Genomic DNA, 22,926 nt, shown 5'->3' on the forward strand with positions numbered 1-22,926 from the left:
GTTAGTTAGTTCTTCTTATTATTTTGCCAGTTGGTCAAAATCGGTAAAAATAAAACACCTTTTTCTATTTCTACTTTTTGAGCTGAATATATCCCTGTATTTCCTGAACACATATAGCTGATCAAACAAATCATAAAGAAAAATAATGCAGCCTCACTTCCAAATAGTTCGATTCCCATGATGAAACAAGCAATTGGCGTGTTTGTTGCTCCTGAAAAAACACCAATAAATCCTAATCCAGCTAAAAATGGAATGGATAAATGAAGGATCAGTGCTAAGCTACTACCTAATGTCGCACCAATTTCAAATAATGGTGTCACCTCACCACCTTGGTAGCCTGCACCTAATGACAATGCCGTGAAAAAAAGTTTTCCAAGAAAATCAAACCAGTGATTCTCTCCACTAAACGCCTCTTTGAGTAAAGGTAAACTTAGTCCTAAATAACGTTGCGTTTGCAACATAAAAACAGCAACTACTACCACCGTTCCCCCAACAAAGTTTCGTATCACAACATTTTCAAACCAGTTAGCGTACATTTTTTTGATCCACACGACTGAACGACTAAACAGCCAACCGACTAAACCAAAACACACACCTGCAATCACTATTTTAATAAACAATATCAATGACCAATCGGGTATTGACCCCATACCATAGTGTGTATGTGTTATACCAAATGATTCAGTAACAAAATTGGCAAAAAATGCAGCAAAAAAACTAGGGAAAAGTCCATCAGATCGCAAACGTCCAATTACCAGGACTTCTAACCCGAAAATCGTACCTGCCAGAGGCGTTCCAAAAACAGAACTAAACCCCGCGCTGATGCCACTAATAATAACAATTTCGCGTTCAACCTTATCTAGTCGAAAAAGACGCCCCACTGCATTTGCTACTGTCCCTCCCATCTGAACAGCAGTCCCTTCTCTGCCAACTGAGCCACCGAATAAATGCGTTGTAATAGTCCCAAACAAAGTAAGAGGAATAAGACGTAACGGAATGTTTTCTTTTTCACCATTTGCTTGATCAATCACAAGATTATTTCCTCGAACCGCATTATCACCATATCTTTTATAGAGAAAAGCAAAAATGGCACCACTTATTGGTAAAAAAAATAGTAGCCAAGGATTGTCCAATCTAATTTGAGTCACTACGTCTAAACTTTTCAAAAAAAAAGCCGACAGTGCTCCCATTATCAAACCAATCAATAAACTGATCGTCAACCATTTGACCATATACAGGCTAATTTTTATCGGCATATTTAATTCACTTTTCATTTGGACATCTCCTTATCAATACATCAACTACTCTATGATACCACTTCTTAAATCTGCGCTGTTCAATTATAGCAATTTTTATCCAAAGAAACGAGAAATAAATAAGTGATTTCTTGTCACTGATCAATTTAATCAAAATAAAAATAGCCTCACACTAAAAAGCACTTGCAAATGCTTGTTAATGTGGTACTATAAGCAGGAAATTTTCAATTCCTCTACTCTCTTTGTCCCTTTAACTTGATCGTTTATTTAATTAAAACTGTAAAGAGAATCTCCCAACCGATTATTCTCACATAATGAAAGGATGTTTTCATTGAAAGAATTAACACATGGCAATCCTGCAAAACTAATCTTTTTCTTTACGATCCCGCTATTGATCGGCAATATTTTCCAACAATTCTATAATATGGCTGATATGATCATCGTTGGACAAACCTTAGGTAAAGATGCTTTAGCCGCGGTTGGTTCAACCGGAAGTATTACTTTTTTGATTATTGGTTTTGCTCAAGGGTTGACAGCTGGGCTGTCCATCTTAACATCGCAACGTTTTGGCGCACAAGATTATCGGGGTGTGAAAAAAAGCTTTGCTATCGGAATTATCATCAGCACCATCGTAACAGTTATTTTGACTGCGTTGAGTCTGTTTTTTGTTCGTCCTATGCTGCAATTAATGCAAACTCCACCAGAAATCATAGAGGATGCTCAAACGTTTATTTCTATTATATTTATCGGAATCTTTGCAGCAATGGCCTTCAATTTATTATCGAATGTGATTAGAGCTTTAGGAGATAGTCGAACCCCTCTGTTATTTTTAATAATTGCTAGTGTTATCAATGTTGGGCTAGACTTGACTTTGATACTTAATTTCCACATGGGCGTTGCGGGAGCTGGTATTGCAACTGTTACAGCTCAAGTTATCTCCAGTCTTTTATGTGTGGTCTATATTCGGTGGAAAATCCCTAATCTTCAATTGCGTAAAAAGGATTTTGTCATCGATAAACGTGAGTTTCGGGCACATTTAGCTATTGCATTGCCTATGGCGTTTCAATCATCTATAATTGCAATCGGTGCTATTATCTTGCAAGCTGCGTTAAATAGTTTAGGAACAGACGTTGTGGCGGCTCAAGCAGCTGCAGGAAAAATTGAACAGTTTGCGACTCAACCAATGATGTCATTTGGTATCGCCATGGCGACATTTGCCGCTCAAAATTATGGTGCGAAAAAATACAAACGAATTTTACAAGGCGTCAATCAATGCCTTGTAATGAGTATTGGCTTTAGTCTTTTGGCTGGCGGAATTGTTCTATTCTATGGTCAAAATCTAGTGACCCTTTTTATCAGCGGGAAAGAAACAGAAGTACTCAACCTTTCTCAGATTTACTTTAATATCAACGGCAGTATGTATTGGTTGTTAGCAATCTTGTTTATTATCCGTTATACGTTACAAGGACTTGGACAAAGTGTGATTCCGACTATAGCAGGAATTATGGAACTGATCATGCGTTCTTTCGCTGCCATTATCTTAACTGCATCACTCGGCTTTGTCGGTGCTGCTTTAGCCTCTCCATTGGCTTGGGCAGGCTCTGTCGTTGTGTTGCTAGCGTCTTATTTCAAGGCAATCAAACGTTTAAAAAAATTAGAGCATGAACAATTAATGGATACACATTAATTTATGCACTTGATCAAAATAGAAAAGTCGACTGATTCTCAAAATGAAAATCAGTCGACTTTTTTTATTAAATAGATTGTTTTCTTGGGAAAAATTGGCGCCATTTTGCTTTTACTGAGTTCGTCATCGGCTCAGATGCTTCTTTGACTGCGCAATATTTGTCAACCATAGTAACGATATAACTCTCTTTATACTTCGGTGGAGCAATTGTAGCACCCCACATATGTTTGATGATGATATCACGTTCTAAATCTGAAAGTTCGGTTAACTTTTCAGCATTTTTAACTGCAATTCTTGGATGCATATATGCATGAGATCCTTCATCGAACTTCGTCGTACGCCAATCATAGTAAAACAAATCATGTAAAAGCCCAGCACGAGCTGTCGCTCTAGCATCACCATTCCATTTTTTAGCTAGTTTATAACTATAATAAGAAACGCTGATTGAATGATCTAAACGAGTCGAGTGAACATGCTGCGTGTAATTGCCTAAACGTTGTACTTCTTCCGTTTCCAATAAATCTTCCACATAAGACATATATTCCTGATCTTCACGCCATTTTTCAGTCATTAATTCTGGTTCCACCTTTTTAGAGACTTATAATTTTTATCTTTTCTTACTTAATTTAAGAAATAGTCTTTTTTTAACTTGATGAAAGTATAGCACCTTGATTTTACAAATGCTAGGATTTTTGAATTCCGTAACTAAACTTTAATATTTACTTTATAACTATATAGATACTTCTTAAAAAAAGAATTTTATATCATCAGGCTTTTACCATTCTTATCCCTATTTTTCATTCTGGTTTTTCGCAAATTCAGCTTTGATCTCTATAAAGGATTGAAAGACTCGTAAAAATTGAAAAAGTTGGGCGCGGTTTTCAAACTCTTTTCTAGTTTTCGGTAATTCTTTGTTCCTGTATGCTTCATACACTAAAGCAATTCTATCCAAGATATCTTGTCCATCATTATTTTCAGCAAACGTTTCAGCGGTATATTGCAAAAGTTCTTGAATGTTGCCTACTTGTTCTGGTTCAACTGTGATGTTTTCCAATATTTTCAGCATCTCTTTCAAGCTATTACTTTGTAGACGACGCATCGTAAAATATTCGATATAGTAATGATTTGAAGAAATCAATTGATTCTCAGCATGGTTCTTCGCCCAATTTTCACCAGTTCGGATGAACTGTTTTAAGTCGTTACATTTTTCAAACAAATTTCTTTCTTTTCCGTGCTGATTTAGATACGCTGCCATATTATTCAATATTTTACGAAACATCGTTTCAATAACTTCTTGATCTTCTTTTAAGCGTTTTTCTGTATCCGGCATATACAAGTTCATGAGTAAGGCAAACCCAACCCCTATCGTCATTAATAAAAACTCATTTCCAATGATCGACCAAGATAAATCTTGTTCGACTAAATATTGCGTCACTAAGACTGAACTCACTACAATCCCATCTGAAAGTTTGCAATATACTGCCGCTGGAATAAATAAAAGCAAGTAAACCCCGAAGGCAAGAGCATTGAACCCTAGAATAGAAAAACATAAATAGGCAATAGCAGTAGCTAGCGCTAAAGAAAGTAAACGGTAAAATCCCGTTAATAAAGAGGTTTTCTTTGTGTTTGTCACACTCAATACAGAAATAATCCCCGCTGATGCTGGATATAATAACCCTAAACTCCCTGCAACGATCATTGACAAGGTCGCACTCACTGCGGTCTTGATTGTTCGTAATCCAATTTTCATTTGACTGCTCCTCACAAAATAATTAATCTTTTGTTTTATTACTAGTAATTTTACCTCTATTTCGGTTATCATTAAATAGAAAACTGATTAAATGTTGATTATAGGAGAGAAAGCTCATGGAAGTCGGTCCTTTTCGTTTAGGTATGCGTACATTGAAAACAGCTCTAGCTGTTATGCTCTGTATTATTTTGTTTAAAGTATTCGATCGTGGAGCACCGATGATTGCGGCTCTAGCAGCAGTTTTTTCATTACGACAAGATTTAACCACTAGCCTTACTTTTGGAAAATCGAGAATCCTTGGTAATACTTTAGGTGGAGGGTTGGCGATCGTCTACTTTTTAGTGAAAGATTTATTCTCTAATGATTTTTTAGTTGAACTATTTTTATTGCCTTTTTTAGTGATTGTAGTGATTGTGATTTCTGATGGTATGAACAATAATTCAGGGATTATTTCTGCAATTGCGACGTTGTTATTGATTTCATTAAGTATTCCTCAGGGTGAATCGTTTTATTTTGCATTATCCAGAGTGATTGATACATTTATCGGGACATTTATCGGAATCGGTTTAAATTTCTTCATACGGCCAAAACCAGTAGAAGAAGAACATGAAATCGAAGAAGATCTGGCAGATTTAGCCAAAAAAGAAAAAGAATTAGAAGAACTTAAACAAAAAATCAACTTGAAAAAACAGGAATCTGATAACGCTAAGAAATAGAGATACGGCTTAAGTTTAGGCGATAACACTTTGTGTTGTCCTCAAAACTCAAGCCGTATTTTAGTTACTCATGTACAATTAGGTCCATTGGTTGCGGACCCGCTAAACCAATAAAGACAAAATCTTCATCCCCAGTGTTTTTCATTCCATGTTGTTCACCTGGTAAAGATACGATGATGTCACCTTTAGAAATCTGAACCTCTTCCCCTTCCCCTGGAAAGAATGTTCCGGTTCCTTTTGTAACAAACCAAAGATCATCTGATGTAGTATGCGAATGATTAACTACACTTTGTCCCGGCTTCAAGCACCATACTGCACCAGCAGTCTTTTCTGTTTCATAAAAAATTGTTTTCTTGCCTTCATGATTACAAAAATTGCATACTGCATCTAACTTAATTAATCGTTCGTCCATTCTTGTTTTTGACATCCTACATCTAATCCTTTCTGTTTAAAATCAACTAAATAACTGTACTAATCGAAATAATTGTTGAGCGGTTTCTCTGATTGCTTCAAGTGTATTGTCACGGTCAAGGACTTCTCTTTCAGAGGCGATTTTCCTAATGGTTGGGAAAAAAGCATCGATTCCTTTACTATTACACATTGCTGCATCTTTTGAAACGCCCCCTGATAGTGCAATGACTGGCTTATTGTATTTTTTTGCCATAGACGCAATTGCCACTGGTACTTTTCCCATCATGGATTGAGCATCCAGCATACCTTCTCCTGTTATAACTAAATCATGTTGTTCGATCTGATTCTCTATATCGATGATTCTTGCTATTTCAGCAAACCCTGAAACGATTTCGCTATCAAAGTAAGACAACAGTGCAAAACCTAGACCACCTGCAGCCCCAGCACCTTTTGTGTGTTGATAGATCGTTTTCGTCAATTGATTGGTTAAGTAAGCAAAGTTTTTAAGTATAGTGTCGATTTCATTTTCATCTTCTTTGGTTACCCCTTTTTGCTTGCCAAAAATCAACGTTGCGCCATTTTCTCCATATAGTGGATTTTCTACATCACTTGCTATTCGTATCGAGCATTGTGCTAGTTCATGTAAAACTGAGGAATCATCGATTTTGCTTAAGTGCTTCATATCTTTCAGCAAATGCCCAAGGGATCGTCCCTTAGCATCTAGAAAGTTGTATCCTAAAGCATTTAGAAGTCCGATACCACCATCGTTGGTTGCACTTCCCCCCAGACAAACAATAAATTTACGATACCCTGCCTTGATCCTTCTCTTCATCAATTGACCTAAGCCAAATGAAGTGGCACACCAAGGATCAAGTTCATCTTTTTCAACTAACAGGATCCCTGATGTTTCAGCTACTTCTAAAATGACAGTTTCATGATCAATACCGTATTTTGCATTTACTTCTTGACCTAGTAAAGGTCCTTGAACGGTTTCAGAATAAATAAAGTCAGGTTCGTTGTAAAATAAAGCTTCGATGGTTCCTTCTCCCCCATCTGCGATTGGAAATACATTTACCTCAACCGCTTCGTCCATGTTAAAAGATTCTTTGATTCCTTTTTTAGCGGCTTCCCCAACTTCAACTGATGTTGCACTGCCTTTAAACGAATCCATCGCTACTAGTATTTTCAAACGATCACCTTCCATCATTTATTGCAAACTATCCATTTACCACATTCATTGGTTGCCCGTTGAGATAGGCTCTTACATTTTCCACAGCGATATTCATTAAACGTAAACGTGATTCTTTTGACGCCCAGGCAATATGAGGCGTAATAATTATATTTTTAGCTTTCAACAAAGGATTGTTCGCTTCAATCGGTTCTTTTGAAACAACATCCAAAGCAGCTCCACCTACCTTACCTGACGCCAAAGCATCTGTCAGATCTTGCTCATTGATCAATTGTCCTCTAGAGTCGTTAATGATCAATACACCCGTTTTCATTTTTGACATATTTTCTGTATTAATGAACCCTTCATTTTCTGCAAGTAATGGACAATGTAAGGTAATGACATCCGATTCAGTAAATATCATTTCAAGATCTACTAGGGTCTCTTCATTGGTCGTACTTTCATCTGCCTTGCCATTCGTTGCGATCACATTCATCCCTAAAGCTTGAGCAATCTCTCCAACTTTTTGACCGATTCTGCCATAACCAATAATTCCTAAGGTTTTGCCAGATAGCTCTATTAACGGATAATTCCAATAACACCAATCCTTAGAATTAGTCCAATCACCATTTTTAACACTATCTGAATGCGCTCCGATGTGATGACATAGTTCCAATAATAATGCAATCGTGTATTGAGCCACCGCATCTGTACCATATGTTGGAATATTTGTTACGATAACGCCTTGATCTTTAGCAGCTGTTACATCGACTACATTATAACCTGTTGCTAGAACACCAATGTATTTTAAGTGTGTTGCGGTTTGAATTACTTTTTTTGAAATAGGTGTTTTATTTGTTAAGACAACTTCCGCATCACCGATTCTTTTAATCAGCTCGTCATCCGAAATAAGACTTCGATCATAAACAGTCAAATTACCTAAGGCTTCTAATCCATCCCAGGATAAGTCTCCTGGATTTTCTGTATAGCCATCAAGAACAACAATATTCATCGTTTGTTTCTCCTTTTCTTTTTTAATCTTCCAATAAAGCCCATGCACGATTGATTACTCGTTTAGTTTGCGCAACAATTACGTCTGCATCTTCATTTTCTCGTGGCGTTACTTCAAAAGATAAGATCAGCGGTTCTTCTTTATTAAAGAGTCCTTCTTCTTTACATACTTTGAAAAAGTCTGTTAATTCTGCTGTATCATTTGCACTGTTTGGATAGCCAAACCTTGGATGCTGATCGCCATATGCATCAAACCCCTTTTTAACAACAGCATTTCCAATATGCAAATGCGTAATATACGGTCTAGTTGTTTGAATGACAAATTTGCTTGTTTCATAAGTTGTCGGAAAATGAGATAAATCAACGATCAATCCAAAATTATTGCAACTTTTACGAACGTCAGCCGCAAATTCAGCTGCTAACGGTGCAGGACCAATCAACGATTTTTTATCCATATCATAATCAAATACTTCTAGTTCTACCATCATTCCTTTAGTCCCAGCATATTTACAGACATTTACCGTAGTTTTTAATAACTGATTATACGCCTCTGATTTTGTAGCTTCCTCCCAGTGACCTGATAAAAAGGCAATCCCTTTAGCACCTAAATATTCTGCTTCATCAATCGCTTCAAGCAACGTTTTTTCTGCTAAGATCCGGTCGTCTTCAATCAGTGCATTGGGATTAAGTCCTGGACCTAAAAGTCTAGGCTGAGCCCCATAACCAACTCTTAGTCCTGATTGTTCCAACAATTGCTTCACTTCTAAGCGCGTTTTATCATCTTTGATTTGGGTAATTTCAATGGCTCTAAAATCGGCATCTTTAGCAATTTGTAAAAGAGTTTCTTTTAAATCATACTCTTTTGGCGGATAGCTCATCCATTGAATCAAACCTAAATCAAAATACGTTTCAATTTTTTCTTTCATTTTTATCTTCTCCTTTTGATCCATTTTTTATTTTCTTCCTATACGATCTAGTCTCCAAAGTTTTTGATTTGGTCAAGTGCACCACCCATATCACAAAGCTGTTCAGGTTCACAAATAACATCAATCACATACGTTTTACCTGAATCAACAGCACGTTTAAATGCGTTTGACAAGTCTTCTGGATCGAAAACCCGCTCTCCTAAACAACCAAAACCTTCGGCTACTTTTACATAATCAATCAAACCATCTTGGTTATAGGGCATGTCTACACCGTATTCAAAATCATATGCTGAAATTTGATTTTGACGAATCAATCCTAGATAGGCATTATTCACAATAATCACAATAATTGGTTTTTTAAATGCTGCCGCAACAGCGATTTCTTCTCCCATAAAAGTAAAACCAAAATCTCCTAAGACAGTGACAGATGTTGCACTTGGATCTGCTACTTTCGCACCAAATGCTGCTGGTACTTCAAACCCTAAGGTCCCCGCACCTCCTGATGGTAAATAACGACGAGGACGATCAATATCTTGTAATTGACCACTCCAAATCTGAGTGATACCGCATCCTGCTGTATACATTGTATTTGAATCAAAGAATTGATTCATTTCTCTAAAGACACGGTGGGGTTTGATCGGTTTGTTTTCAAAATCCGTTTTTCTAGCTAATTCCTTTCTAAGCTGAGGAAGTTCACTGATTCCTTTTCTATTTACTTGTGTCATACCGCGTGAATCAATAGCTGTTAGCAAATCATTGATTGCTTCTTTAGCATCTGACACAACTCCAAGATCTGGCGTAAATACTTTTCCAATTTGATTTTTTTCTATATCAATATGGATAAATTTGCGCCCTTGTCTATAAACATCTAAATTTCCTGTATGACGATCAGTAAAGCGATTGCCGATACCGATGACTAAGTCAGAGTCTAGAAAAATTTTATTTCCAATTGGTTGTCCGACTTGAATCCCCGCATGACCCGCGTTTAAAGGATGTTCAATTGGTACTCCACCTTTTGCCATATACGTTTGTATGATCGGAATTTGAAGTCTTTCTGCAAACTGAATCAGTTCTTTTTCTGCTTTCGCTAAAATCACGCCGCCTCCCATAATAATTACGGGAGCTTTCGATGCATTGATCATATCTAATACTTGATTGATTTGAGTAGGCGTAGCTTTTACGGTTTCCACTTTTTTCGGTTCATACTCATTGATATCAAAATCGATTTCAACTTGTTGAATATCCAGAGGCAAATCAAGTAAAACAGGTCCAGGTTTTCCAGAACGCATAATATAAAATGCTTCTCTCAAAATAGCAGGAATTTCTTCGGCATCCATAGGACAATACACTTTCTTACATACAGTTGAAGCAATACTTACCATATCAACACATTGAAAGGCATCTTGTTTCATTTGCCAGCTATTTGCTTGTCCTGTTATGGCAAGCAGTGGGATTGAATCAATATTTGCCGTATACAAGCCCGTAACAAAGTTTGTTGCACCAGGACCTGAAGTACAAATAGCTAATGCAATATCATGTGTGGCACGGTAGTAACCATCTGCCGCATGAACACAAGCTTCTTCATGTCGCATACAATAATGTTCGATCGGTGCTGTTTCCAAATATTTGTAAACCGGATTTATGCCAGCTCCTGGTATACCAAAAGCATCTTTGATTCCTTCTTTGACCATGATTTGAACTATTGCTTCTGCAGCTTTCATTTCATTTCCTTCTTTCTATTTTTCATTTTATTTCACCATGTGGCATTGCGTTTCACTTAACAACATGTTACCATGACTCCATAAAGTGGTCTTTGACTCTTTCAAACGAAAAACAGTTCATCCTTTTGTACAAGATGGACAAATACGCTTCGATGAAAAAAAGCAGGAGGTAACATATGAATGAAAAAAAGGTAAAATTAAATCAATCGGTGATAAAAACATTTACTATTATCGAAAGCTTTACTAGCGCTAAACAAGAAATGTCACTAGTTGAGATTGCACAAGCAGTTGAATTACCCAAATCTACGATTTTACGATTTTTATACACACTTATGACATTAGGCTATATTGAACAAAATCGGGAAAACCAGCAGTATTCATTATCTAAAAAATTTGAGGTCATATCAGCAAATTTAATCTCTTCTGAAAACCTGATTCAGCTGACGCAACCCGTGCTTTATCGATTGTCTTCTTTATTAGCTGAAGCTACTTGTTTATCCGTACGTGCTGGAGATCAACTTGAATACATCAATTCGATTGACAGTCAAGAAAGAATTTTAAGCATTACCCAGAAAATCGGGAAAAGGGCACCTTTATACTGTACAGGCGCAGGAAAATTATTTTTATCGACCTTTCCAAAAGAAGAATTAGAGCGTTACTTTGAAACAGTCGAATTACAACCATTTACACCCAATACAATCACTGATAAACAACAGCTTTTGACTGAAATTCAACAAGTTAAAAAACAACAATTTGCTGTTGATAATGAAGAATGTGAACTAGGTGTTTTTTGCATTGCAACACCTATTTTAAATTCCGCCAATCAAACAATTGCCGCAATCAGTGTATCCATTCCCACCATTAGAATAAGTGAAGAAAAAATTAAAACAGTTTTAAACTTATCAAAACAAGAAATAGCGACTATCAACTAAATTAGAAATAAACATCTCATTGAGAGAGCTATCTTTAACCAAATCAAAAGGAGAGACTATTATGAAAAATCTTAGAGAGGTTTTAAGCATTCCCCGTTTTTCAGACTTAGTAGTTTTAAACCAACAGGCAAATTTAGATGTCCCTTTGCATACAGTCGAGATATCAGAAACACCTGATGTCGCAAATTACCTATCTCCTCATTCCTTACTCTTAACAACTGGTATGGCATATAAAGATGATCCTGATCGATTATGCGAACTGATTGAGCACTTAAACAACCTTCCTAGCGCTGGATTAGCAATCAAGTTAGGTCGCTTCATCCCACAAATAAATAAAAAAGTTCTCGATTTTGCTGATTCACTTAATTTTCCTATCATTCAAATTCCGATGAACCGAACCTTAGGTGCTATTTCTCATAAATTACTGAGTCATGTGTGGAGTGATCAAACAGAAGAAATGTTTTTTTCGCTTGAAATCCAACAAAAATTTGCTGAAATGCTTTTTCGCGGTGCTTCCACACCAACTCTAATCGATCAATTAAGTCACATGATCAAACAGCCAATTATGCTGATCGATTCATTTGGCGAAGTTTCCGCATCTAGTCGCAGTCATAATGTGGCAGATTTTTTAAGCTCTGCAAAAAAAGAACAACTTATAACACACTTAACCTCCAATCAAAAAAAAGCAAAGAAAGAATCTTTCTTATTTGAAATAAATGAACAGGAACAAACTTTAGTAAGTGTTATTCCAGTACCTTCAGATAGTTATATTCCATATCTATTGATCATTTTCAAAGTCGATCAATTAAGCTATCCTTTTTCACAATTTGCAATCGAGCAGTCATTGATCATTTTGGCACTTTCGATTTATAAAGAACAAACAATCAAACATGAAAGTCGTTTAGCAAAACTGCATTTATTCCATCACTTGCTTCACCCTGATAAAAATAGCTATCCATTAGATTTTGCTAAACTCCCATCGATCATCAATTCATTTGAATCAAATTATTTCCGAGTAGTCACAGCTTTAGTCCAAATACCTAAAAATAAACTCTTTCATGAAAAAGAAATTGACTTGTTTATTTATGACTTTGTAGAAAAATATCTATCTGAAAAACATGGTAGTATTTTACTTTTACCTACCGACGAAGATAACCAGTATGCCTTACTATTTAGGAACAAAGAGAATCTGCAATCTATACTTGAAGAGTTACATGATAAAGTTTTTGACTTGCTAGGTGTTACGCTTTATTTTGGCATCGGTGATCCTGTCAACCAATTGAACTTGTTTCATTTTTCGTATAAAGAGGCCAAAAGTACGCTTCAAACAGCCCCTTCACGGACAAATTTCATTTTTTATAATACTGCTCAAGGAATCAATCGAATCGCCGAAAATTTATCAGAAGAAGAAATGAAGCACTTCTGCCAGTCAATATTAAAGTGTCTAGCTTATCCCACAAACCAGACAAATGTGGAACTCAGAAAAACCTTAACGACCTATTTAGACTGTCAATGTAAAATAACTGAGACAGCTGAACAACTTTTTGTCCATCGAAATACAGTAAAGTATCGTATAGAAAAGTGTAATCAATTATTTGGCCAACCAGTAGATGATTCTAAATTATCACTTAAACTACGAGTAGCTTTGTCCCTTTCAGAAAATGAAAGCGCAGTCTGACTTATTGTGAAACACTGAGCATTATTTGATCATAGCTGACTCTAAAAAAATTTGACATACTCAGTTTAAGTATGCCAAATTTTTTTTTGCTCTTGCTTTTGAATCGGACGATTATTACTTGTCCATCCTTTTTCTTTCATTAATTTCAAAATAGTACGACTAAAAAGAGAAGAAACTGTTGAAAACACGATCCAATGAACATCCCCTATGCATGGGGGCGTCGTATACGAACCATAATATGCATAGTAATTCACTAGTTGAGGGATAAAAACTTTAGGATTTAAGCGAAGACTTTTTTTTCTTAGATCCCAATTTATAGTTGTGCAGCTCTCCTCTATTTGTAGCAATTCCTCATTACCAACAATTTTTTTGAACAAGATAGCAATTACTAATGGTTCATTTTCCTGAGAATGATGGACAAAATGAAACTCGATTGGATAAACGGCATTTTCCAGACTATGTTCACTAGGAATATGAAAGTGAATATCATCAAGGTAAAAGTATTTCCCATCAAAATACACTTTATTATTTTTTGATTTTGGAATAAAATGAAACGTATGCTTTGACCACTGTATTTGAAAATCGTCACACTCATACTCTATTTCCAATGCATCTTGGGTCAAATTATTTGTGATTTTACTTTTGGCTAATGCGATTGGTGATTGCATATACTTAGTACATGCTTGATGGTAATCATCACATAAGTTTATCCATGATTCTGGTCCTTTGTTTAAAGAATAATCCCACTCTATTTCTTTTTCCATATTGACGTATCCTTCCCGCAGTTATAAAACGCTTACAATTCTATATTTGAAGATAGTATAATCGATGAACTTATGGTTGTATTTGTCCAAATAGAGCAAAGAAATTTAAAAACATTAGTCAGAATGTACCATGAATTATATTTGATTTCTTATTATGATGTAAAAAAGCGTTTACATTTCTAGTTTCGATCAATACATGTTCTATTAAATTGCTATAGGAGGAAAAAAATGAATAACAGCAGTGAAAAAATTGACACGCATTACTGGAAAAGAATTGTCGTATTACTATGTTTTGGTTGGGTCACTATTTGGGTCTATCGCGCGTCCCTTACACCATTATTTTCAGAAATCCAAGGAACGGTCGGTCTTCACACCAATGCACAAATGGGCTTGATCTCTAGTTGTTATTTTTTAGGGGCAACAAGTATGCAGATTCCAGCTGGGATGCTAGTTGACCGACTCGGAAAGAAAACGGTGATGATTCCTGGATTTATTTTATTTGGTGCAGCAGCATTTATGATCACTCAAGCGCAATCTTTGACACTTATTTATTTCGCTAGTGTTCTAGCCGGCTTAGGTTGTGGTTCATACTATGGCGCAGCTTTCTCACTTTCATCTGAAAGTATCCCTCAAAACAGAAAAGGCCTTTCTACCGCTATTATTAATAGTGGTTCTGCCGTTGGTATGGGGATCGGGATGATTCTTTCCAGTCTTTTAGTCAAACAATTTAATTTTCCATGGCAATCGATGATGTTCCTTTGCTTTGGACTGATTGTTACAATGATCATCGCCTTTACGTTTGGGATAAAAAGTAGTCCAACAAAACAACAAAATGAAACCACTGACACTACAGATACAGTAACTGAAGTACCAACTACAACAGAAAAACCGACCGGACTTTTTTCAGCTAAAATGCTTGTCTCTTACTTGTTATATTTTGGCACTTGTTATGGTTACTATATGGTCGTTACATGGCTCCCCGCATTTTTACAAGATGAACGCGGTTTTAAAGGTGTGGCGATTGGATTTTCATCAGCACTTGTAGCTTTTGCTGCTATTCCAGGTGCTTTGATTTTTAGTCGAATTTCCGATAAATGGCAGTCTAAAAAAATAACGATCATCTTAGCACTAGAATTAGGTGCAGCGGCAATGTTGCTGTTGACTGTCACCGCTAAGACTTCTTCATTACTATTAGTTGCATTGATTCTTTATGGTTTCTTAGGGAAATTAGCCGTTGAGCCGATCATTATTTCATTTATCAGCGACCAGGCAAACCCTTTAATTTTAGGAACTACTCTTGGGATCTCAAACTTTTTCGGCTTAAGCGCCTCTATTTTTGCTCCTACGATTACAGGAGTTATCTCCGATGCGTCTGGAACAAGGGAAATGGGTTTTTACATCTCAATCATTATTATGGTCCTCGCTGCCGTAGCTTTTTTCATCGTGAACAAAGTCCCTGAAAAAGATAGTGCTTATGAACTAGATTAAGTCTTTAACAAAATATACTGGGAATTAAAAACGCCTGCAATACCAATTATTGCCTCAAAAAAAGAAAACAGTGAGCAGAGATTATCTGCTCACTGTTTCTTTTTTGCTTATTGTTCTTCCTTCTCATCACCGTAGAAATTCACATTGCTGTTCGTTCCTTTTTTTGAGAAGTTTTCAATTAATTCTTTGACATCTAAACCTGTTGTTTCTTTTAATGTTTCTTGCGTACCAGCTAATAAATTCGTTGCATAGTTCGTAATCCGATTAGCGCCCGCATTCTCTCCGCCGCCGCCTGTATCAACGACTGAGATTTTATCAATATTGCTAAGTGGTTGAGCCGCTTCTTTCATCAATTGTGGTAACATTTCCATCACCATGCTTAAGACAGCAGCTTCGCCGTATTCCTTAAAGGCATCCGCAATTTTTTGTTTTGCTTCGGCTTCGGCAGCACCACGGGCTAAAATAGATTCCGCTTCCGCTTGACCCGCTAAACGAGTTTGGTTTGCTTCAGCTTCTGCTAATGATTCCACACGGAAACGTTCAGCTTCGGCTTCGGCTACTTCACGGGCTTTTTGAGCTAGTGCTTCTTGTTCTTTCGCATAACGATCAGCATCCGCTTTTTTCTTCACTTCAGAATCGTATTGTTTTTCACGACGAATGATTTCTTTTTCTTCCAACTCGATTTGTTTTTGACGTTCAATAACTTTGACTTCCATCTCTTGGGCAATAACGTCTTGTTGCGCTTTCGCTGTCTCTAAGTTATAAGCTTGGTCAGCTTTGGCTTTAGCAATATCTTGTTCTTCTTTGTAAGTTGCTAATTTCAATTCTTTTTCTTTTGAGGCTTCAGCAATTTCTGTTTGACGTTGTAATTCAGCTTGCTGTGACTCTTTTTCTGCTTCCGCTTTTTTGATTCGTGTTTCTTTCCAAGCTTCTGCTTCAGCGATATCTGCATCACGTTTTACTTGTGCGATTCTTGGTTTTCCTAAGGAATCTAGATACCCATTTTTATCACGAACTTCTTTGATTGTGAATGATACAATGATCAGACCCATCTTGGCCAAATCCACACTCGCAACTTCCTGCACACTTTGACTAAATTTATCACGATTTTGATAAATTTCTTCTACAGTCATTGAACCTAAAATCGAACGTAAATGACCTTCTAAAACTTCACGTGCTTCATTTTCAAGTTCTTCACGTGTTTTACCTAAAAATTGTTCCGCCGCGGTTGCGATTTCTTCAACTGAAGAACCGATTTTGATGATCGAGGTTCCATCACACATTACTGGAACTCCTTGTTCTGTATAAACTTCCGGTGTGGATACATCTAACTTACTTGATAACAAACTAATTCGATTCGAGCGTTGGAATACTGGTAATACAAAGGCACCTCCGCCACGAACGATTTTTATTTTATTGCCACGCTCATCAGCATGAACATTCTTATTACCTAAATAACTCCCACTAATAATCAACGCTTCATCTGGTTTGGCTGTTTGATATTTTGAGATAAAAACAATCAACATCATCAATAAAATAAAAACAACCAGAACAATTGGTCCTAAAATCCCTAATTCCATTTTCTTCTACCCCTTCTTGTTTATAATTGTAAACTACCCTCATAAGGAACGACGTAACACACACGTTCTTTGATTTCAATAATCAGTACTTGCGCCCCTCGTTCGATTGGTTGGTCTTGTGGCGCATAGAATGCCGCTGGTCTACTGATTGACCCAGTGACACTTTTAAATTGAATCTCACCCATACCGCCAACTGGAATCGGCGTAATAACAGTTGCCGTATTGCCTTCCATATCCTTTTCCGAAATCGAAATGGTTGATTCCGCATTTTTCAACGGCATCAACACATAAAAATTTAAGAAAAAAACGAGAATTGACGCAATTGCGCCACTGACGATGAATAACATTAGATGATTCCAACCAAGTAAACGCTCTCCTAAATAACCGAATAATGATGTAAATGCCAACCATGGAATAGCTAACATCGGATCAATAGGTCCGTCAAAATCAAAAATATCTCCGAAAATCACCAGTAAAACCGCAATTCCTGCACAAATAATCAGTGTGTAAAGATAAATTGTTTCAATCGGAATTCCTTGAATCACGTTCTCACTCCTTTCTTGTCTGATTCCCACGCCTTTTTTGTCGTTTTATTATTGAAACGACTTTTTCCATTCTCTCCCGACGTTCTCCCGAAGATACTTATATTTTACCAATATTCTGTACAAAAGGACAGCTAATCTTAAAAAAGTCATCCATCAAAAGTATCTGTTCACACAAAAAGAAAAGGCTAGGACATAACTTTAGAGTTATGTCCTAGCCTTAAGAAATCCAAATAAATAGTGAGCGCAAAAGCGACGCCTTCTTTTTTCGGAGTTAAATGTTTTTGTTCCACTCTAACTTTTTATCCGTTTTATTCATTTGATTTTAAAGCTTCGATCATATCGACTTTTTTCAATTTTCTATGCATGAAAACCATGACCAACAAAGTAAAGAATAAGGTAATCAACGCGGAATAAAGATAGCTAAACCAATGAATAGTCGGAGAAAACATCAACATATCAACTTCTACCGTTGTCAATACATAACCATGAACAAGTTTTCCAAAGAAACAACCGAAGAAAATACCGATCAACGTTAAAATAATATTTTCCCGATAAACATACATCGTCACTTCTTTATCATAAAAACCTAATACTTTGATGGTTGAGAGTTCTCTGATTCGTTCTGAGATATTGATATTCGTCAAGTTATACAACACGATAAATGCCAACAACCCAGAGACTGTAATCAAGACCCATACGACAATATTCAAACTGTGGATCGTATCATCTAGTGCATCACTAGAGATAGATAAGAAGGAAACATTTAAAACATTTTGATTTGCCATCAATTCTTTTCCTATTGAAGCCTCAGTTTGTTCATCTGGCACTTTATCAAAAAGTAAAAACTCCGTGTTATATTTCGGTGCTTTCTTGACTATTTTTTCATAATAGGCTGGTGACATATAGGCAAAGTGACCTGTATAATTTTCGGCAATCGCCTTGATTTTAAATTTGTATTCTTGGTTGTCACTGTTTTTCAAAACAAGTGTATCACCTGTTTTATAGTGGAATAAATTAGCTAATTTTTCATTGATGATGACACCATCATCTGTCAACTCATATTTTTTGCCAGATTGCCGATCATTGAATAGGATAAAATGATCGATTTCTTTTGGTGTTTCAGGAACATAAATTGAAACATCTTGTTTTGCATTCGATTTATTGGTCGTTTTTAAAGACTCGATGTACAAAGGCATCGTTTCCTTTAACCCGTTAACATTATCCAATACCGCTTGATAATTCTCTTGCTCCTTTTTATTCGTTCCATCTTTGAACGTCACAACAGCTTGGTAATGCCAGATTTTATTAAATTGAACTTCTACGATATCTGAAATTGAATCTTTCAACCCAAAGCCTGTAATAATCAATGCCATACACCCTGCAATTCCTAAGACTGTCATTAGCATTCGTTGCTTGTATCGGAACAAATTCCGTGCTGTTACTTTTTGAATAAAGCTCAATCGATTCCAAATTGGTTTCACTCTTTCTAACCAAATCCGTTGACCAGCTTTAGGTGCTTTGGGGCGTAAAAGGCTTGCGGGAGTGCTAAATAAGTCGATTCGTAAAACAACCATCGCTGCACCGGCTGTACATAGCACAGCCACCAAAATAGCAATCAAACTATAACTCAAATACCAAGGTGTCACAAAATTTGGAATATTATATAATTGGCCATATGCATCAAAGATGATCGTCGGGAATAAATAATACCCAACAAACAATCCTAAAACAGCACCACATAAACTGGCAATTGCTGCATACACTAAAAATTTAAAAGCAATTTCACCGTTTCGATAGCCTAATGCTTTCAAACTACCGATTTCCATCCGCTTTTCCTCAACCATACGAGTCATTGTTGTTAAACTAACTAACGCTGCAATCAAGAAAAAGAAAATTGGAAAAACGGTTGATAGAGACGAAATACGATTCGCATTGTCTTCATATTCTGAATACCCTGGATTATCATCTCTTGTGAAATAGTAATAATCTGCTGCTTTTAAATCAGCTAATTCTTTTTGTTTCTTTTCTAATTGTTTTTTGGCATCCGCCAATTTCGCTAGACTTTCTTCCTTTTCTTTTTGAAAATCGGCTAGTCCTTGATCATAGGCTCTTTGTCCCTCATCAATTTTGGCTTGCGCTTCATCTAATTTTGCTTGTCCGTCAATTTTTGACTGTTCCAATTGCGCTTGTCCCGCTGATAATTGTTCTTTTCCAGAAGCTAATTGCGCTTGTGCTTGTGCTAGTTGAGTTTCTGCTACAGCGATTTGCTGTTGACCTTCCGTGAATTGAGCGATCGATTGATTGATAGTAGCAATGGTTTGATCAAGCGATTGCAAACCTTGTGCAACGTCAGCTTGTTGTGCTGATAAATTTGCTAAAGCACCATTGATGGTTTGCATCACAACCCCTATGTTTCCTCTTTCTGGTTGGGTAATCAGTTGATCGATCGCACTAGTTATTTCAGCTGGCGCTCCTAATGATTGAACTGCTGATTGTAATTGTGGGGCAGCTTCCGCAATACTTTCTGACAATAACGCATCTGGTACACGATCCAAAATAGCAACCGAAGCAGCTAAACTCTGATAACCATTGACTAATTGATTTAACGATTCACTTGATGTCGCTAGTTCATTGCGCTGTTGTTGTAACCCAGGTAAGGCATTTTGACCTTCAGCAACTTGATTTTCTGCTTGAGCTAACTCAGTTCGTTTTGTTTCAAGTAAGTTTTTTTGAGCTGTAAGCTCATTTTCACTGTTGATGATCGTTGTTTGATTTGCTGCAAGTTCATTTTCTGCTGTCGCGATTTGTTGTGTGTAGGTTGCTTGTGCTTGCGCTAGTTCTTGCTTTCCTGACACTAATTCCTGTTCACTTGACTGCAATTTTATTTCAGCATCTTTTAAGGCATTTTCTCCGTCCGTAATCTCTTTTTGCGCTTTTTCAAATGAAGCTTTTGATTCTTCACGGATTTCTTCTACGCGTTGTTTTGGACGTTTCTTCATTGCTTGTTTAACGGATGCAACTGCTGTTTCTCGTTTGTCCTTATACTCAGTTGAATAGCTGTCAATATTGTTAAGACCTTTGAAAGACACTAGTATTTCTGTATAGACTGAAAGATCCATATCTTCTTTTGGAACTACTGCAAAAAAATCTAGTGAACCTTTTCCAATCGTTGTATTCCCTCTTGACGTATTCTCGATATACTCAGGTGATTGAACAAATCCGACGATTTTAAACTGCGTTTTTTTCAATGCTTTGTCTTTGTTGTCTTCTTTTGATAGTGTCAGAGTTTCCCCTAATTTATAGTGTCCTCGTAATTGAGCAAGGTCATCTAGAACGATCTCTCCACTTTTTTTAGGCATTCGACCGTCAACAATTTTATAGTCAGTCAAAGATTGTTTTTCTTTGATGTCGTAGCTGACAAATTTTACCGCAACATTTCGATCGCTAATAGCTAAATCCTTTGTATATCTCGGAAAAACAGTCTCTACATCTTTCACTTGCTTCACTTCATCAATGTCTTTATCTGTTAACCCAAGAGTCGAAACGATTCGGGCGTCTGGTAATTTTTGCTTTTGATAATAGTTTGAAGCTGTTTGAGTCATATCAGGCCCTGTTGCTTTTAAACCAACAAAAACCATCACACCGAGAAAAATAATTCCCATGATCGATATAAATCGCGTTTTAGATTGTTTGATTTCTCGAAAACTTGTTTTAAGTAAGGCTGTTTTTTTCAACACGGCCACCTACCATTCTATCTCGGATACAGGTTTTGGTTCATCGTTGATCGTTACACTTCTAACTTTGGCATCATTAATGCGAATCACGCGATCCGCCATTGGTGCAATCGCAGAATTATGTGTGATGATGATAACAGTCGTACCAGTATTACGAGCAGTTTCTTGTAAAATTGTTAATATTTGTTTTCCCGTTTCATAATCTAAGGCACCTGTAGGTTCGTCGCATAATAACAATTTAGGACGCTTGGCAATGGCTCTAGCAATCGTCACACGCTGTTGCTCACCACCAGATAATTGTGCCGGAAAATTGTCTAATCTAGCGCCCAAACCAACTGATTTCAAGACTTCTTCCGGATTCAATGCATCCGAAACGATTTGAGAAGCTAACTCAACATTTTCTTTTGTGGTTAAATTAGGCACTAAATTATAAAATTGAAAAACAAATCCAACATCATTTCTGCGATATGTTGTTAATTGCTTTTCATTAAATTTGGCAATATCCGTTCCATCGATTACGATCTGCCCCTCATCACAAGAATCCATTCCACCTAAAATATTTAATACAGTTGATTTCCCAGCACCACTTGGACCTAAGATGACAGCTACTTCCCCTTTTTCTACGGAAAAGGTGATCCCATCATTTGCAGCTATTGTGGTATCTCCCATATGATATCTTTTATATTCATTTATTACATCAATATACGCCATGTTTTTTCAATCCCCTCTCAAAAGAATTTTATCATAATAAGACTAACAAGTCCTCTTACAGCACAAAAGGTTTTTGATTTTTTTGTTTTTTTTCGTATAATAGAAGGATGACTTATTATAAATTTTCAACAAAGGTCAGCTTTATTTTCAGTTAGGAGAAAAAACATGGCAAGAAAAAAACAAAAGCCACCGTTCAGTCCAGCAGTTATGCTCGTGGCAGTTTTAATTATTTTAGTTTTAGGCGTATTTGGGGTACAAGTCCCAACCGACATTCAGGAGATGTTCGGAATTCACAAACAGGAACAAACAAAACCAAGTACGACAAAACCTGTAAGTTCGACGAATCCTGGACCTAAGGAACTTGGAGCTGCAACATTTTCAGCCGCTGAGTTAGCTGATAGTAAAAAAGGCTGGATTGATTATCACGCTTTAGATTCACTTGGCCGGGCAACTGGCGCTGATGCTTTATTGAAACCAGCAATGGTCAATACAGGTACATCCGCTAATAAGGATATTCGCCCACCCGGTTTTGTTTCTGGTTTAGAACCAACCTCTCATTCTAGAGGACATTTGATTGGACGGCAGCTTGGCGGTTCAGGTGATGATGCAAGAAATCTCACCACTCTTTATCAAACACCTGTAAATACACCTTTTATGACTAAATACGAAAACCAAATCCGTCAAGCCTTAGATAATGGAGAAACGATCCGTTATCGGGTCACACCAGTTTATGAAGGTACTGAATTATTATGTAAACAAATCGATTTAGAAGCAAAAGGTCTGGGTAAAAATACCACCATTGATTTTCGTGTTACGATATTGAATGAAAAATAGCCTGTTCGGCTTTT

General features: G+C 36.7%; 19 protein-coding genes. 6 read left to right on the plus strand and 13 right to left on the minus strand.

Features of this window, described 5'->3' with window-relative positions:
- Positions 1-5: 5 nt before the first annotated feature.
- Positions 6-1,274 carry a voltage-gated chloride channel family protein gene (locus AC4BB7_RS10400; protein WP_490482963.1) on the minus strand — a complete coding sequence of 423 codons (1,269 nt, stop codon included), beginning with the start codon at positions 1,272-1,274 and terminating at the stop codon, positions 6-8.
- Between the two features lie 313 nt (positions 1,275-1,587).
- Here AC4BB7_RS10400 and AC4BB7_RS10405 point away from each other — a divergent pair, with 313 nt between their 5' ends.
- Positions 1,588-2,943 (plus strand): MATE family efflux transporter, encoded by a 1,356-nt coding sequence (locus AC4BB7_RS10405; protein WP_490482964.1) that lies wholly within the window; start codon positions 1,588-1,590, stop codon positions 2,941-2,943.
- Between the two features lie 67 nt (positions 2,944-3,010).
- Here the strand turns inward: AC4BB7_RS10405 and AC4BB7_RS10410 are convergent, their stop codons facing one another.
- Together AC4BB7_RS10410 and AC4BB7_RS10415 are read right to left on the minus strand one after the other, a co-directional pair.
- Positions 3,011-3,514, minus strand: a complete 504-nt coding sequence (locus AC4BB7_RS10410) for an HD domain-containing protein (RefSeq protein ID WP_086313437.1) — start codon at positions 3,512-3,514, stop codon at positions 3,011-3,013.
- A 219-nt stretch (positions 3,515-3,733) separates the two neighbouring features.
- Positions 3,734-4,693: an aromatic acid exporter family protein gene (locus AC4BB7_RS10415; protein ID WP_490482965.1), complete on the minus strand. Its 960-nt coding sequence runs from the start codon at positions 4,691-4,693 to the stop codon at positions 3,734-3,736.
- 116 nt (positions 4,694-4,809) lie between these two features.
- Here AC4BB7_RS10415 and AC4BB7_RS10420 point away from each other — a divergent pair, with 116 nt between their 5' ends.
- A complete protein-coding gene (locus tag AC4BB7_RS10420; RefSeq protein WP_490482966.1) occupies positions 4,810-5,409 on the plus strand; it encodes an FUSC family protein in 600 nt (199 codons plus the stop codon).
- 64 nt (positions 5,410-5,473) lie between these two features.
- On the opposite strand, the gene AC4BB7_RS10425 is transcribed toward AC4BB7_RS10420, so the two are convergent.
- From AC4BB7_RS10425 to AC4BB7_RS10445, 5 genes are read right to left on the minus strand one after another with little or no spacing between them, the layout of a single operon-like run.
- Positions 5,474-5,836, minus strand: coding sequence for a cupin domain-containing protein (locus AC4BB7_RS10425; protein WP_086313440.1), 363 nt, complete (start codon positions 5,834-5,836; stop codon positions 5,474-5,476).
- A gap of 27 nt (positions 5,837-5,863) precedes the next feature.
- Positions 5,864-7,009 carry a glycerate kinase family protein gene (locus AC4BB7_RS10430; RefSeq protein WP_490482967.1) on the minus strand — a complete coding sequence of 382 codons (1,146 nt, stop codon included), beginning with the start codon at positions 7,007-7,009 and terminating at the stop codon, positions 5,864-5,866.
- 28 nt (positions 7,010-7,037) lie between these two features.
- A complete protein-coding gene (locus tag AC4BB7_RS10435) occupies positions 7,038-8,000 on the minus strand; it encodes a D-2-hydroxyacid dehydrogenase (protein WP_490482968.1) in 963 nt (320 codons plus the stop codon).
- A 22-nt stretch (positions 8,001-8,022) separates the two neighbouring features.
- Positions 8,023-8,925, minus strand: a complete 903-nt coding sequence (locus tag AC4BB7_RS10440; protein ID WP_490482969.1) for a sugar phosphate isomerase/epimerase family protein — start codon at positions 8,923-8,925, stop codon at positions 8,023-8,025.
- Positions 8,926-8,972: 47 nt separating this feature from the next.
- Positions 8,973-10,646 (minus strand): thiamine pyrophosphate-dependent enzyme, encoded by a 1,674-nt coding sequence (locus tag AC4BB7_RS10445; RefSeq protein WP_086313443.1) that lies wholly within the window; start codon positions 10,644-10,646, stop codon positions 8,973-8,975.
- Between the two features lie 176 nt (positions 10,647-10,822).
- On the opposite strand from AC4BB7_RS10445, the gene AC4BB7_RS10450 reads away from it, so the two are divergent.
- Positions 10,823-11,578 (plus strand): IclR family transcriptional regulator, encoded by a 756-nt coding sequence (locus AC4BB7_RS10450; protein ID WP_086313444.1) that lies wholly within the window; start codon positions 10,823-10,825, stop codon positions 11,576-11,578.
- A 61-nt stretch (positions 11,579-11,639) separates the two neighbouring features.
- Positions 11,640-13,256 carry a PucR family transcriptional regulator gene (locus tag AC4BB7_RS10455; protein ID WP_490482970.1) on the plus strand — a complete coding sequence of 539 codons (1,617 nt, stop codon included), beginning with the start codon at positions 11,640-11,642 and terminating at the stop codon, positions 13,254-13,256.
- Between the two features lie 65 nt (positions 13,257-13,321).
- On the opposite strand, the gene AC4BB7_RS10460 is transcribed toward AC4BB7_RS10455, so the two are convergent.
- The gene (locus tag AC4BB7_RS10460; RefSeq protein WP_490482971.1) at positions 13,322-14,020 is read right to left on the minus strand and encodes a carbonic anhydrase family protein; all 699 of its coding nucleotides are present in this window, start codon (positions 14,018-14,020) and stop codon (positions 13,322-13,324) included.
- A 228-nt stretch (positions 14,021-14,248) separates the two neighbouring features.
- On the opposite strand from AC4BB7_RS10460, the gene AC4BB7_RS10465 reads away from it, so the two are divergent.
- Positions 14,249-15,508 carry an MFS transporter gene (locus AC4BB7_RS10465; RefSeq protein WP_086313447.1) on the plus strand — a complete coding sequence of 420 codons (1,260 nt, stop codon included), beginning with the start codon at positions 14,249-14,251 and terminating at the stop codon, positions 15,506-15,508.
- 107 nt (positions 15,509-15,615) lie between these two features.
- Here the strand turns inward: AC4BB7_RS10465 and floT are convergent, their stop codons facing one another.
- From floT to AC4BB7_RS10485, 4 genes are all read right to left on the minus strand, one after another.
- Positions 15,616-17,088: a flotillin lipid rafts scaffold protein FloT gene (gene floT / locus AC4BB7_RS10470; RefSeq protein ID WP_086313448.1), complete on the minus strand. Its 1,473-nt coding sequence runs from the start codon at positions 17,086-17,088 to the stop codon at positions 15,616-15,618.
- A 20-nt stretch (positions 17,089-17,108) separates the two neighbouring features.
- Positions 17,109-17,633, minus strand: a complete 525-nt coding sequence (locus tag AC4BB7_RS10475; protein ID WP_086313449.1) for an NfeD family membrane protein — start codon at positions 17,631-17,633, stop codon at positions 17,109-17,111.
- 308 nt (positions 17,634-17,941) lie between these two features.
- On the minus strand, positions 17,942-21,370 hold the full coding sequence (locus AC4BB7_RS10480; protein WP_490482972.1) for an ABC transporter permease: 3,429 nt from the start codon (positions 21,368-21,370) through the stop codon (positions 17,942-17,944).
- A 6-nt stretch (positions 21,371-21,376) separates the two neighbouring features.
- The gene (locus AC4BB7_RS10485) at positions 21,377-22,078 is read right to left on the minus strand and encodes an ABC transporter ATP-binding protein (RefSeq protein ID WP_086313451.1); all 702 of its coding nucleotides are present in this window, start codon (positions 22,076-22,078) and stop codon (positions 21,377-21,379) included.
- A gap of 165 nt (positions 22,079-22,243) precedes the next feature.
- Between AC4BB7_RS10485 and AC4BB7_RS10490 the strand changes: the two genes are divergently transcribed.
- Positions 22,244-22,912, plus strand: coding sequence for a DNA/RNA non-specific endonuclease (locus AC4BB7_RS10490; RefSeq protein ID WP_490482973.1), 669 nt, complete (start codon positions 22,244-22,246; stop codon positions 22,910-22,912).
- Positions 22,913-22,926: the final 14 nt, after the last annotated feature.

The organism is Enterococcus sp. AAFC-DPL-5182, from assembly GCF_058216605.1.

Excerpts from the sequence above, each read along its gene's own strand:
- floT (WP_086313448.1), bottom strand. The coding sequence starts at position 17,088 with ATGGAATTAGGGATTTTAGGACCAATTGTTCTGGTTGTTTTTATTTTA.
- AC4BB7_RS10435 (WP_490482968.1), bottom strand. The coding sequence starts at position 8,000 with ATGAATATTGTTGTTCTTGATGGCTATACAGAAAATCCAGGAGACTTA.
- AC4BB7_RS10455 (WP_490482970.1), top strand. The coding sequence starts at position 11,640 with ATGAAAAATCTTAGAGAGGTTTTAAGCATTCCCCGTTTTTCAGACTTA.
- AC4BB7_RS10410 (WP_086313437.1), bottom strand. The coding sequence starts at position 3,514 with ATGACTGAAAAATGGCGTGAAGATCAGGAATATATGTCTTATGTGGAA.
- AC4BB7_RS10415 (WP_490482965.1), bottom strand. The coding sequence starts at position 4,693 with ATGAAAATTGGATTACGAACAATCAAGACCGCAGTGAGTGCGACCTTG.
- AC4BB7_RS10445 (WP_086313443.1), bottom strand. The coding sequence starts at position 10,646 with ATGAAAGCTGCAGAAGCAATAGTTCAAATCATGGTCAAAGAAGGAATC.
- AC4BB7_RS10450 (WP_086313444.1), top strand. The coding sequence starts at position 10,823 with ATGAATGAAAAAAAGGTAAAATTAAATCAATCGGTGATAAAAACATTT.
- AC4BB7_RS10440 (WP_490482969.1), bottom strand. The coding sequence starts at position 8,925 with ATGAAAGAAAAAATTGAAACGTATTTTGATTTAGGTTTGATTCAATGG.
- AC4BB7_RS10485 (WP_086313451.1), bottom strand. The coding sequence starts at position 22,078 with ATGGCGTATATTGATGTAATAAATGAATATAAAAGATATCATATGGGA.
- AC4BB7_RS10490 (WP_490482973.1), top strand. The coding sequence starts at position 22,244 with ATGGCAAGAAAAAAACAAAAGCCACCGTTCAGTCCAGCAGTTATGCTC.
- AC4BB7_RS10420 (WP_490482966.1), top strand. The coding sequence starts at position 4,810 with ATGGAAGTCGGTCCTTTTCGTTTAGGTATGCGTACATTGAAAACAGCT.
- AC4BB7_RS10465 (WP_086313447.1), top strand. The coding sequence starts at position 14,249 with ATGAATAACAGCAGTGAAAAAATTGACACGCATTACTGGAAAAGAATT.
- AC4BB7_RS10460 (WP_490482971.1), bottom strand. The coding sequence starts at position 14,020 with ATGGAAAAAGAAATAGAGTGGGATTATTCTTTAAACAAAGGACCAGAA.
- AC4BB7_RS10400 (WP_490482963.1), bottom strand. The coding sequence starts at position 1,274 with ATGAAAAGTGAATTAAATATGCCGATAAAAATTAGCCTGTATATGGTC.
- AC4BB7_RS10425 (WP_086313440.1), bottom strand. The coding sequence starts at position 5,836 with ATGTCAAAAACAAGAATGGACGAACGATTAATTAAGTTAGATGCAGTA.